At 56.2% G+C, this 13,015-nt stretch carries 9 protein-coding genes; 5 read left to right on the top strand and 4 right to left on the bottom strand.

Annotation, left to right across the window (positions count from 1 at the left end):
• Positions 1-57 precede the first annotated feature (57 nt).
• The gene (locus tag AC4NMM_RS05535) at positions 58-3,669 is read left to right on the top strand and encodes an Eco57I restriction-modification methylase domain-containing protein (protein ID WP_491923749.1); all 3,612 of its coding nucleotides are present in this window, start codon (positions 58-60) and stop codon (positions 3,667-3,669) included.
• A gap of 8 nt (positions 3,670-3,677) precedes the next feature.
• On the opposite strand, the gene AC4NMM_RS05530 is transcribed toward AC4NMM_RS05535, so the two are convergent.
• Both AC4NMM_RS05530 and AC4NMM_RS05525 read right to left on the bottom strand, forming a co-directional pair.
• Positions 3,678-7,484, bottom strand: coding sequence for a helicase-related protein (locus tag AC4NMM_RS05530; RefSeq protein ID WP_491923748.1), 3,807 nt, complete (start codon positions 7,482-7,484; stop codon positions 3,678-3,680).
• Between the two features lie 87 nt (positions 7,485-7,571).
• Positions 7,572-7,793 (bottom strand): DUF8139 family protein, encoded by a 222-nt coding sequence (locus tag AC4NMM_RS05525; RefSeq protein WP_491923747.1) that lies wholly within the window; start codon positions 7,791-7,793, stop codon positions 7,572-7,574.
• A 193-nt stretch (positions 7,794-7,986) separates the two neighbouring features.
• On the opposite strand from AC4NMM_RS05525, the gene AC4NMM_RS05520 reads away from it, so the two are divergent.
• Complete coding sequence (locus tag AC4NMM_RS05520; RefSeq protein ID WP_491923746.1) at positions 7,987-9,015, top strand: Cdc6/Cdc18 family protein; 1,029 nt, start codon at positions 7,987-7,989, stop codon at positions 9,013-9,015.
• A gap of 18 nt (positions 9,016-9,033) precedes the next feature.
• Here AC4NMM_RS05520 and AC4NMM_RS05515 read toward each other — a convergent pair whose 3' ends face one another.
• Entirely contained in the window at positions 9,034-9,720 is a 687-nt protein-coding gene (locus tag AC4NMM_RS05515) for an SOS response-associated peptidase (protein ID WP_491923802.1), read from the bottom strand.
• A 311-nt stretch (positions 9,721-10,031) separates the two neighbouring features.
• Complete coding sequence (locus AC4NMM_RS05510) at positions 10,032-11,348, bottom strand: RNA-guided endonuclease InsQ/TnpB family protein (protein WP_491923745.1); 1,317 nt, start codon at positions 11,346-11,348, stop codon at positions 10,032-10,034.
• Positions 11,349-11,386: 38 nt separating this feature from the next.
• Between AC4NMM_RS05510 and AC4NMM_RS05505 the strand changes: the two genes are divergently transcribed.
• The 3 genes from AC4NMM_RS05505 (at position 11,387) to AC4NMM_RS05495 (ending at position 13,015) form a co-directional block, all read left to right on the top strand.
• Positions 11,387-11,530 (top strand): hypothetical protein, encoded by a 144-nt coding sequence (locus tag AC4NMM_RS05505; RefSeq protein ID WP_247010745.1) that lies wholly within the window; start codon positions 11,387-11,389, stop codon positions 11,528-11,530.
• A gap of 337 nt (positions 11,531-11,867) precedes the next feature.
• Positions 11,868-12,707: a hypothetical protein gene (locus AC4NMM_RS05500; protein ID WP_491923801.1), complete on the top strand. Its 840-nt coding sequence runs from the start codon at positions 11,868-11,870 to the stop codon at positions 12,705-12,707.
• A gap of 2 nt (positions 12,708-12,709) precedes the next feature.
• Complete coding sequence (locus AC4NMM_RS05495) at positions 12,710-13,015, top strand: DUF8156 family protein (RefSeq protein ID WP_491923744.1); 306 nt, start codon at positions 12,710-12,712, stop codon at positions 13,013-13,015.

Raw genomic sequence — 13,015 nt, 5'->3', positions numbered from 1 at the left:
TCGAACGTCACCATCATATCCATCATTTTCATATGAGTAAAGCAAGTTTCAGGTGGTATGACTCTCCAGCAAATCACCGCATCCGATATTGCGGGCTGGGACTCTCTACGGGATATCGCGAACTCATTTGAAAAGCGCGGGCTCAAACCACGCCCGAAACTAGGTGACGACAACGAACTTGTAGTCCAGCTTGATGATGACGAATTCATCGTCATCGTCAACGCTGGCCCCGGTGAGACTGCCACGGACTTCAAACCGGAAAATCGCTCACGGCACACCAACCTCGTTGCTACCAACGACTTCAAGAATTTCACCTTCATCACACGAGTTCGGAGCTGGGAGGGCCAGCAACACGGCCGAATTAAGCATCAAAAGATTTCGTTCTCGAAGGAGCAGTTCACCCGGGACAGCGGAGAGAAGAACACTATTCTCCAGAAACTGAACTCGATCGAGTACGGTTCTGCTGCCGCGATATACGATACACTCTACGACACGCAACAGGTCGTCAAGGAGTTCTATGAACAGTTTGAGGAACTCCGGACAAATCTCATTCAAGAGGTCACGGGCATTCCCGACGATCGTGGTGATGCGAAGCAACGATATGTGCAGGTCATTCTTGACCGGATGATCTTCCTCTACTTCATTCAAGAAAAACGCCTCCTTGATCGGAACCCGAACTACCTTCACGAACAGCCGAATGAAGTCGTTGACGAGGGTGGTGACCACTACGAAGAGTTCTACGAACCGCTCTTCTTCAAATACCTCGCAGAAGACAAGCAGAACCCTGACTTTGGTAGTCTTCCGTACCTGAATGGTGGCTTGTTCGCGAGGAATCCTGTCGAAGAGGAGTTCGAGGATGCGAAGCTAGGTGGGCCTGTCGAGGAAACGAACGACCTCTTCGACGATATTCTCGACTTCCTCTCCGACTGGAACTGGAACGTAGACGAACGACTCGACATCGTCGATCCCAAGAACCTCTCCCCAGCGATCCTGGGCCACATCTTCGAGCAAACGGTCAATCAGAAGGAGATGGGGGCGTACTACACACCGGAAGAAATCACGGGGTTCATGGCCCGCCGGACAATCCATCCGTATCTTCTCGATCAACTCAACGAGGCAGTGGGCGCGGACTACGACGAGATCGACAATGTGTTCGGCTTCCCCGTGCCCGAGGCAGATACTAGCACAGAAGCTGTCGCCGATGGCGGAACCATAACTCAGCAAGTTCCGACGGAAAACGTTCAGACCAGTCACGTGGAGACTCTCTACCACGATATCCTGAAGGAAGCACACATTCTCGATCCCGCCGTCGGAAGTGGCGCCTTCCTGCTCGCCGCACAGGAGGTGCTGATGGACCTATATATGCAATGCATTGAGTATTTCCAACGGCTCGAATCCGAAGGACAGGGCTGGGAGTTAGAATCTAGAACACGAGAAGAGATAGAGGAAATCGAGTCAGGAAAAGGCAGCCCATCACTGTACGCAAAGCGAACGGCCATCATCAACAACTTGTACGGAGTCGATATTGACGAAGGTGCTGTTGAGATTTGTAAGCTCAGACTCTGGTTGTCGATGGTTGCTGATATCGAGGATGAGCCGAGCGAGGTGGAGCCGCTCCCCAACATTGATTTCAACGTACGGCAGGGGAACAGTCTAATCGGCCAGCTCGATACGGACATCGAGAGTAACGAAGATGGAGACAGCGATCTCGATTCTTGGGAGGTGAAAACCCGTTTTGATGACGTAAAAGAGGCCATCAAGGAGCACAAAAAAGCGGAGACCAGTGTTGAAGCCCAGGAATGGCGGAAAGAGGCAGAAGACAGAATAGAGGAACACCGAGACAAATTTGACAAAATCCTTCGGCGAGAATTTCAAGACGCTGGCTTTGACGACATAACGATCGAAGAAATTCGGGAGTGGGCCCCCTTCCACTGGCCGCTAGAGTTCGCCGACGTCTTCGAGAAAGGTGGATTCGACGTGTTCATCGGGAATCCACCGTGGGACATGCTCTACGCGAATCGCGACGACTTCTTCATCCGCTACGATGAGCAGTTCCGTACCTATCCGTCAGAGGAAAAGGACGGTGTGATGGAAGACCTCCTCTCAAGCCCTGAAGTTGCGTGGGAATGGGAGGACTACAAGGAATCGATGGAAACTCAGGCAGACTTCTTCACGCAGGGAGAGGTCTATAAGCTCCAATCTCCGGTGGTGGGCGGTCGGACGATGCCGACAAAGAACGAGCTATCCGCTCTTTTTCTTGAGCGGGTCTTCAGACTCTCCAGAGACGGCGTGAAGGTGAGTCTGCTTCTCCCCGGTACTATCTTCGGGGGAGTGATGGGGAAAGACCTCCGAACGCATCTACTGGACCATACAGACATAGAGAATCTCATCGGATTCGAAAATAAGGGAATCTTTGAGCAGATACATCGGCAGTACCGATTTGCAATTCTGACATTTGAGTACGGTGGAAGGACCAGTCGACTCCGAGGTATTTTCAATCAACGGAGCATGGACGTAGTCTACAATATCGAGAATGTGGCCGCAGAAATCCCGCGTGAAGTGCTTCTGAATTATTCTCCCGAGGGTAGAATTTTCCCCTCGATCACCTCGCAAGTGGAAGCTGACGTTCTCAGCAAGGTAGTCACCCAACCGTCTCTTGATGAGAAAATCGAAGACGCATGGTCAGTGGATATGTTGACGAAGGAGTTCGTTGAGTCCACCGATAAAGACCGATTGCAAAGTTCCCCAGATGATGCTGATTATCCAGTATATGGGGGAGCGAACATCCACCAGTTCGAACACGATAACACTCACACTGAGAGTTTGGACAACCCTCGGTATTGGAGTCGGGAGATGTACGATCCACCGAATAGTGCTCAGTACCGTGTTCGAGAGAAGAAGTTCAACAGGGGTAATCTCAAACGGTCGATCTACGACGCCTTTGGAGGTTCAAAGACGAGCAAATCTCAAGTTCAATTCGTAGATGAACTACTTGAAGATCACCGTGGTCACGGACTCAAGGAAGAAGATGTCCTGCTCGATTGTACTGAATACCGAATCGGCATTCGAGACGTTTCTCGTTCTCGGGACGAGCGGACGATCATAGCGACGGTGCTTCCGAAGGACGTCATCTGTCTCCACACCATTAACACGTTCAAGCCGTTCGCTATTGAGCCGGAAGAGGAACACCTCACAGAGTCCCCACTTCGGTCACCCTACGTCCGGCGATTCACGGATCAAGAACTCTTCGTGGCAACGGGGCTCCTGAACAGCATTGCGTTCGATTTCCTGATGCGGACCAAAGTCGAGACACACATCGTCAAACGCGAGCTATTGGAATCCCAGCTACCACGCCTCACTGACGGCGATGACTGGTTCCACTACATCGCGGAACGAGCTGCCCGGTTGAACTGTTACGGGGGAGAATTCAAAGAAATGCGTGAGCGCCTCGGTGGAATCGAGGCAGCGACAGAAGATCAAGAACGCAGAGAATTACAGGCTGAAATCGACGCGGCCGCATTCCACGCGTATGGCCTGGAACGTCGTGACGTGAAGTTTGTTCTCGACGACTTCCATCGCGTTGGGAATCCGAAGCTGATGGATGAGATGTACTTCGATCTGGTCTTGGAGAAATATGATCTGCTGGAGCAAAAGGGGCCGCTACCGTAGTTCCCGCATCACTGTCCGACAACCCCCCAGCATACGAGCTTTGCTTGCACATCACTCTCCCCCATCAGTTTTGTCTGGTATTCAGTGGAGGTTTCGACGTTCTCTTCCAAGAACTCCTCAAGTTGATTGAGGAACTCCACGGTCGGCCACTCTGGGAAGGAGTCGTACTGCTCGTTCTGGCGGAAGATCTCGCGTAGAATTCGGTCTTCATCGGTGTTGGCCAGTTTTACCCCCTGCAACCGCTCTTCGATGTCGTTAGCCCATTCTCCTAGCGTTTCGAACTCTTGGACAGGAGCCGGCTCATCGCCGAAATTCGGCTGAACGTAGCGACTGATGAAATCGAGGATCGTCTCCTGTTCCTTCGAGAAAGCCTCTCCCTGTTTGAAAGCCCCCTCAACCTGGCCTTCTCGAATCACCTCAAGACGCTCGTCAAGCACTGCTTGAATCTCCTCACGGTTCGACAATACCGTATCTGGATTTCCGGTGATCGGTTCGCCGTCAACTGACGGGTCGATGTTGAGCGTACTCACGGGCCGCTCTTTGACTTCGTCGGCAAAGGGCTTGTAGTAGAAAGCACGACGGACGCGTCCAAGCGGAGATTCGTGGTCATCATCGTCGAACCAGAGGTGAGCAAGGGCGAACACGCCAGGCCGGGGGCCGGCATCGTGGTCAGTTACATTCGTGTAGAGGAATTCCCGTTCTTCGGGTGGGTTATCGAAGAAGTCCTCAGCGTACTCGAAGTCTTCCGCGGCTAGGCCATAATCCTCGTTCAGTTCTCGCTTCAGAAGGTACCGTTCGAACGCAGCGTGCTCATTACTCCCAGCGTTGCGGAGAAGTGGATTCTTGCTCGTGTCGTCGAGTTCATTCACGTCGTCAATTTCACGGGACTTCTGGAGGGAATCCTCGATCTCGTCCACCTGTAGTTCCCCAATCGTCTTCTCCGTGTCCACACCTGTCTTTTCGAGAATCTGGTCTTCGTTCGGGTCGAGAATGTTGTTCTCCTTCCCGACGATGAGCGCGATATCGTTGATCTTTGCCTGCAGGCGTTTCAGGAGCTTAATCGCCGCCTCGATGTCGCCGTCCGGGTAGAAGTTGTGGACGTGTTTCTCGGCGGTACTCCCGATCCGGTCGACCCGCCCGACACGCTGGACAATCCGCATCGGATTCCACGGCAAGTCGTAATTGACCACCACATGGACGTCCTGAAGATTAACCCCTTCACTCAGCGTGTCAGTGGCCACTACGTACTGTAGTTCTGAATCCCCCGACTCAGAGAGCGTTTGCTGGTAGCCCGACGCCTCGGGGGCAAAACGTTGAATGATATCCTGTTTATTCTCGTCGCCACCCTTGACGACGGCACTATTCGCCTCGGTGAGCGGTGAGTCCGCGTTGTCACAGAGGGTTCGATAGACGTAGTCTGCAGTTGCCCGGTACTGAGTGAAGATGAGTACTTTCTGGTCGTGGCTAGTGAGGACATCTGCAAGTCGGTCGATCTTCGGGTCGCGGAATTCGCGGAGTGAAAACACGGCCTCATAAAAGTCGCGTGTGGCGGGGTCGACTTCGCTCAGGTCACTATTCGGGTAGAGAATTGGATTCGTTTCTTCTTCAGGGATATCTGGGAGGACACCAGCGTCGTGATCAGCAAGCCATTGGCGCGTGGAGACCGCATTATCACTCACATCACCCGCATCACGGGCGACATCACCGATGAACTGCGAGAGGAAGTACGAGAGAAGGGTGAGGTCCTCCCTGATGTACGTCTTCACCTCGCCGATGGTGGCGTCTGCCAGTTCATCTCCCTTCGTATCAGCTCCTTCTTCCGATTGAATAGCGGTGGTATCGAAACCGAATTCTTCGAGTGTTTGTTCGAGATCTTCAGCAGCGTCCGCTCCTTCGACAAAGTCGCCGAGTTCAGAGTCGTCTCCCTTCTGTATAGTTCGGAGCATATCGATGTCTTCGTTCTCGGGGAGTTCGCCAAGAAGGCCGAGAAGCTGGCGTTCGCTCTGATGCAGCGTCTCGATCGACTGGACGAATGCGTACGTTGAGGACTCGAGCCGTTTGAGGAGGTTCAGCTTGTAGAGGGCTTTCAGCGTGCTCCCCGCTTGCGGGTTTTTGACTGTGATGTGGGGAAGGTGGAGGGCGTCCATCACGTCGGGAAGCATCCGATATACTGGCTGGTAAGCCGCCGGCAGGGAGTACTGTTGCTTGTTGAGTTTCGGCGGCTTGAAGCTCATCTCAAAGTCTTCGCTGTCCTGAATCTGGTCTTTGACGTGCTTACGCGTCCGAAGAACCATCACTTCGTTCAGGATATTCGAAATCTCAGAGGAGTGCCGCTGGAGCTGCTCGGTGATTTCTTGCTGTTCGTCGTCGTCGACCTCCTCTTTCCCGGCTGCGATGCGTTTTCGCGTCTCCGAGAGTTCGATATATTCGTCGAACGCATCAAAGTCGAGTGACGCCTTGTTCCGAAGCTCCTCCGGGCTGGTGAACAAGCTGATGAGGTTCTTCAAATCAGTAGCGCTGTTATTGATCGGGGTCGCGGTGAGCATAATCATCGTCTTTCCGCGGAGTTGCCTGAGATTCGCGTGTCGCCGCGTCCCCTTGTAGTCGTCATCGTGGTCCGGGTTCGGTCGCCACTTGCCGTAGTTCCGGAACCGGTGAGCCTCGTCAATAAGCAGGACGTCGAACTCGTCTTTGAGGTCCTGCACCCCATCGTAGGAGAGATTCTGGAATTTACTGATACTCATTACGTCAAGGTGCGTGCCGTCGACCTCTAACCCGAAGTACGGATTGCCGTCTTCGTCAATGTCGTTCTGGAGTAGGTCTTCCCACTGGTCAGTCAGGTTGGCCGGGACAATTAGGAGACAGTGGTCACCTCGTTGGCGATAGTCGTGGAGGAGTTCACCGCCGATAAATGATTTCCCCAGGCCGACCGAGTCGGAGACGATGCACCCGTTGAACTGGGAGAGCTTCTCCTTTGCACTCTCGTACCCGAGCTTCTGGAAGTAGTACAGTGGGCTGTCACGGATGTTGACGTTCCCACTCAGTTCGTCGTAGGCGAGCAGCTTGTAGAGCTCGAACGGTTCGAGATACGTGCCCAACTCCTCGGATGACGTTTTCTTGTCGGACTCGTCCTCCTGCTGTTCCTTCCAGTCCTGGTACTCCTTGCTGTTCTCGATGATTCGGATGATCTCCTCACTGAACTCCTCGGCGTTGGCCCACTGGTTATCGTACCACTCCTCGAACGCTTCGGCCTTGTGTCGATCCTGACTCGTGAGGTTCAGCTCGATGTTGTTCTGGTGGCCGCTCCTAGTGAAGTTCGAAGAACCGACGACAGTAGCGCAAGGCCGCGTGTCTTCATCCTCCTCTTGCCCCCACTCTTCGTCGTCTTCGAGTGGTGCTCGAAATGACGCACCCTTTGCGTGGAAGTAGCCGTTTTCGGGATTCCGCACACGGACGCTCACCTCGCCTTCGGCGATAAAGTCTCGTAGCCGGTCCAACCTCCCCATCTGAGCGTTGTTCAGTTCTGAGATGCTCTCTCGCACCTCACGTTTGAGGTCCTCCCTGAGATTCTGCCCCTCTCCTATTTCCTCGGCAGTCCCTCGGTTTGTTTGGCGACCCATTAGTATCCGAAGTGGAGCGTGGCCGAGTTCCTCAGGGTCTGCTAAGTTCTCGAGATCTTCTCGATAGAGGTCGAATCCGGAAAGGTAGAAATACCCCGTTGCGATACGCCCCTCCTCAATTTGGGGGATAATCCGTTTATAAGTATCTTCTAAAGTTCTGTTGGCATTATCGACAAGCGGAGGAAGCGAGAGCATCGTAATGCCCGGATATATTCAACACGCTAACTTAGTGTTTAGTGGCCGAGAACAGCGGGACTGATACACGAATTCGGACCAAGTAAATCATACCGGGCGGAGATCTCGCCAGCGGACATCGACCGTCTCTCCACTGCTTAGTTCTACCTGGAAAAGATATCCCTCCCGCTCATCCCCAGTCACAGTACCTGCATCGTCTGAAATAACCTCAACGACCGTTCCTCGACATCCGTGAAGCCGGTCGTGATCCGGATCTGTCTCGTCGGGAATATCGATTCGGACCTCGTCCTCAATATCGAAACGTCTCATATGAGATTGTGGTTCGGATCCAATCCAGATACATTTTCATTTCCGGAAGTTCCCTGAAATACGATATTTCCAGAATGAGAACCGCAACACTGCACAGGTTTGAGTGAATTCTCCGGGAGTAAACTATGCACTTTCCGGAACCGACCCGGTGAGGTTTTTATGACCTGACCGAAAATCAGTCTGTCAGAAACAAATGATTCGCGATGCTCGCGTTCTCCGCGCCGGGTTCGTCCCTCAAGAAGTTGAGCATCGCGACGCCGAGGTCAACCACCTCTCCAGCGTCCTCGAGCCAATCACGAACGGCGAACCCGCCGACACGGCCATCGTCACCGGACCCAGCGGCGCTGGCAAGACCTGCATCTCGAAGTTCGTCAGCGAACGGCTCCGTGAAGAGGTCCTCGACGTTGAGGCCACCTACGTCAACTGCTGGCGGAACTACACCCGGTTTCGGACGCTCTACCAGATCCTCGACGACCTCGGCGCGACCATCGACATCCACCGGCAGTCGACGCCACATGACGAACTCGTCGACCGCCTCCAGCAGCATGACGGCCCGCGGACCGTCGTCATTCTCGACGAGGTCGACCAACTGGAGGACCCCAGCGTCATTTACGACCTCCACAGCCTCCCGCAGTTCGCGATCATCTGTATCGCGAACAAGGAAGAGGAGCTGTTCAGCCGCGTCGACGACCGCCTCGTGAGCCGCCTGCGCTCCAGCGAACACGTCCGGATGGACAAGTACCACGACGAGCAGTTGTACGACATACTGAGTGCGCGGGCGAAGTGGGGACTCGATGAGGACGTCATCACCGACGACCAGCTCTACCGGATCGCCGACGCGGCCGCCGGCGACGCCCGCCTCGCAATCGGCATCCTCCGAACGGCCGCCGGCAAGGCCGATCGCGAGAACCACGAGCGCATCACCGACGATATTCTCCTGGACGCCGCCGAGGATGCTCGAGCCCAGATCAAGCAGAAGAGCCTCGACTCGCTCACGCCGCACCAGCGCGTCGTCTACGACATCGTTCGCGAGCACGGCCCGGTCGGGCCGAGCGAGATTCACGAGCGCTATTCCGAGGACGTCGATGATCCGCGGACGAAGCGGACTATCCGAACGTACCTCTCGAAGATGGAGCAGTACAACCTCCTCGAGGCGGAAGGGACGAGTCGAGACCGAGAGTACTCGCTCGTCGATTCAGCGGCGGCGTCACCGATGCAGTAACGGTGACCCCGTCAGCTATCAGGAACTGAACTCGCCTAGGCCCGATTGCTCGTGGTCCAGTGGCTCGATGACCTGGGGATCGTCGTTGCCGGGGTTGTTGACTCGCGTCGAAATCTCGTAGGCGTCCAGATCGTCCTTCGGGTACGGCTGGCACAGTTCCTTGCGGGTGTCCGGATCTGCAGCGAGCCAGTCGGACTCAACGTCCTGTGGGAGGACGACCGGCATCCGATCGTGGATTGAGTTCATCAGGTCGTTCGGCTCCGTCGTGAGAATCGTGACGCACGAGATCGTCTCGTCGTCGCCCTCCCAGACGTCCCAGAGCCCGGCCATCGCGAATGCGGGGTCGTCTTCGCGATAAATCCGGTAGGGCTGTTTCGACCCGCCGTTCGGCGATTTCCATTCGTAGAACCCTGACGAGGGGACGAGGCAGGGACGTGATTCCCACGCCCGCTCGAAGACGCGTTTCTCGTCGGCAGTCTCGGAGCGAGCGTTGATGATGCCCTCCTCGGGCTCATCCGCCCAGAACGGAATCAGCCCCCAGTGGTAGGCGTCGATCTCGTCTGAAGCCTCGTTCGTGATGATGTAGAGGTCCTCGCCAGGCGCGATGTTGTATCGGGGTGTGTACCCGCCGTCCGCGACGACCTCGGCGTCGAAACGGGCCTCGAGGTCGGCTTGGTCGATGAAGAGCGAGTTTCGGCCACACATATCGAGGAGTTCGGAGGGTAGCATCTTCAACGTGGTCGCGTGGAGCCTCGTCAGCGCCGGTATTCTTAACCAACAAATGGCCCAGAAAATCCGGCGTGTTGGTTAACTGAGCGGCAGCGGAAATAGTCAATCGTCCGCAGAAACACGACGACCGAGGGCGGGCTACCATCTATCTCGTGGCTTTCCTGAAACGCGGAAGCGCCACGGCGAAGCGAATCGGGACTGTGGACAACTAGTACACTCGCCCAGATCGCGCCCATTGACATCCTCCCATTCTTAGGGGAATGGGATTCCTCCGGTGGGTATATTGGCTATGCCGCACCCACGGAGGCAAGTTTCCCCGTGCGGGTACTCCGGTTTGTGCGCTCCTCGTTGGGACTGGCCCTCTCGGGAGAGCGTGATAACTCCGACCAGATATGGTCGTCCCACTTGAGGCGCACAGGCCGTGCCATCGACCCGACGTCCAGATTCACGCCAGCCTGTCGTTCGAGGAATGTCCGTGACGCACCGAGGTCGGCGTGCCCCTCGTAGCCACACGAACAGCGGAACACGTCGCCGTCCCGCTCCGTCTTCTCTCGTTCGCCACACACTGGACATTCCGCCGTCGTGTATGCTTCTGAGCGGACTTCGACCGTGATACCGTACTCCTCGGCGGTCGTGGCGAGACGATCGATGAACGAGCGATACGCCCAGAACTGGTGGGTTTTCTCGTTCACTTCCGCGCTCCAGTAGTCCACCAGCACGTCCGTAAGGTCGCCGACGTACACCGTATCGACACCTTCGTCGTATAGTCGCTCGATCAAATTCCGCACGAGAGCGTCTTGGGCGTGGTCGCGGCGGCGCGTTCGCTTGCAGTACAGGGATCGAATCCGCTGACTACTGTTTCGGCCCTCTTGGAGTTTCGATTGGAGCCTCGCGATTTCTTCGGTGGTTTCACGGAAGCGGGCGAACAGGTCGCGTCCCTCGTAGAGATACTGCTGGCCGGTGGTGGTGGTACAAGCGACGAGGTTGTTCGCGCCTACATCCAGAGCAGCCGATTCGTCGGCTAGTGGTGAATCCTGTCGAGAATCCGGGACAGTGACAGGCTGAATGGCTCTGAACGTGTCGTCGATCTCGTCGAAGTACAGTTCCAATCGGCCCTGTTCGCCGTCCCACTTGGGAGCGCCGCAGACTTCGAGCCGCAGGCGGTCGTAGTAGCCAAGTCCGTACTCATCTTTTAGGTCTTGGCCGACCGGGATTTCGAGGCGACTCCGTTCACCAGTTTCGATGGTGTAGGAGTCGTTGCGGATGTACGTCCGCAACTCTCTACCGGCCTCCTCGTTGCCCCAGTAACCGGGAGGGGCTGTGTCCTCGCCATCTTCCCGGGCGGCGAAGAACGACCGCCACGCCTCGCTGTTCTTACGGATGACTTGTTGGGCAGTAGCGGAGCCGAGGACACCGACGTACTGTTTGCGGTAGTCAGCAGTATCCCATACGGAGTCGCCGTCGAAGAAGTTCTGGCGGCGCTCGTAGTTCAGTTCGTTCCAGAGGCTGGCGGAGGCGTCCAACAGCTCGCGGAGCAGTTGCTCATCCTGCTCGGAGAGCGGACGCACCGCGAACGTATTGGTTCGCCTCACGACAACAGACATTTGTTCCAGTATGTCTAAATGTCTTTTGGACACAAACAATGCGACCGAACATCGACATTTCGCACACACTGAATGGGCGGGTGAAAGACTACGCCGAACAAGAGGACAAGGACCTCGAAGAAGCCTATCAAGAGATTATTGAAGCCGGTCTAGAGGCGGTTGAACATGCAGACAAGCCGTAGCACCTGGATTGTCGGTCCGTATTGTCGCTCAGACCCAGCCTGAAAGGATGGGCTCTCTCGCTACGAACCATCCGAACCAAGGTCATTCTGGAAGCCTTCTCGGAAACCTTCGGACGATCGCCAAAAGCCAGCGCCTGAGTCCGATGTACCGCATTACTCAGTCATTCCTTGGAAATGCGGAAGCGACACGCCGCGGGTTATCTGGTACGTGGCCATCTATTGGAGTATGCCCGACCGGTCCACATCGACGTCGAACCGATTGGCGGTAGACCAGCCAACACGGAGCGCTGACCGCAACCAGAATCTGGCTAATCAAGCCGATCCCGCGACGGACGGAATGCTGCTTCCCTCCCTTGAGGACGGTATAACTCTCCTTGATGTCGAAAGTGATCGGGGTGTACCGATTCTTCAGTCATTGGTACTCGATCATCTCCTCTTACATGACGGGCCCGCTTTCTGGATTGACGCAAACGGCCATGCGACGACGGCCACGCTGACGCAGATAGCCCCCAGTCAACGGTTGCTCAACCGAATTCACGTCGCACGCGGATTTACCGCCTACCAGCACTACGGCGCCGTCTGTGATCTCCCGACGGCAGTGAACAAGTCGATCCAGATGTCCACCACTGACGCCGGGACGGCCGGTCGAGGGGAACCGAGTCGTGACGAGGACACATCGCCCCACACACCTGCCCTCATCGTCGCGCCGGCCGTCGACGCCCAGTACCGCGCCGACGATACCCTCGGCGAAACCCACGCGAAAACCCTCCAGGCCCGCACCCTTGCCCGGTTGGCGACCTACGCCGAGGGGTACGACATCCCGGTTCTCGTTACGCGAAACGAACGAAACGAATTCACCGAATCGATCGCGACGGTCGCTGACCACCACCTAGAGTGTGAGCAAACCCGGATGGGGCCACGGGTCGTCGGCGAGGACTTCGAGACGCTCGTCTATCCCGTCGACGACGGCGCGTACTACCAGACGACGTTCGCGTACTGGCGGCAGCTGCTCGCGGCACGCGCCACGCAGGTCGGCGTGGAACCGACAACGCCGACGCCGTCGACGCCGACTCCGGAGGGTGTCGGGACAGGCGTCACAGCTGACGGTGAGACGGTGGCGGCCACCGCAGATCCCTTGCTCGATGCGTGGACCGCAACCGGGGCAGGAGGACGATAGCGATGGGGCGTACGAACCCAACCTACCGAGATGCGCTGCGGGCAATCGAAGAGCGCTGGGCTGAGTTCCGCCGGGCACTGCGGTGTCGCGACCAACCGCACTTCGACCAGCTGTTCGAGTACGCCCGCGACCACGCCGACGCGAGCGGGCTGTTGAACCACCAAAATCCGCTGCTTCCGGCGCTGCTCAGTATCGATCTCGAACAGGAGGCCCGCCTCGACGACCACGAGGAACGCCTCGAAGAGCTCGAATCCGCGGTCGCAGCACGCGATGATCAAGAGAGTGCCCCACCGGACACGAACCCGTGA

This window comes from Halorubrum sp. SD41 (genome assembly GCF_058630335.1).
The sequence above is the reverse complement of the archived record's forward strand: the minus strand, read 5'-3'. Positions and strand labels throughout refer to the sequence as shown.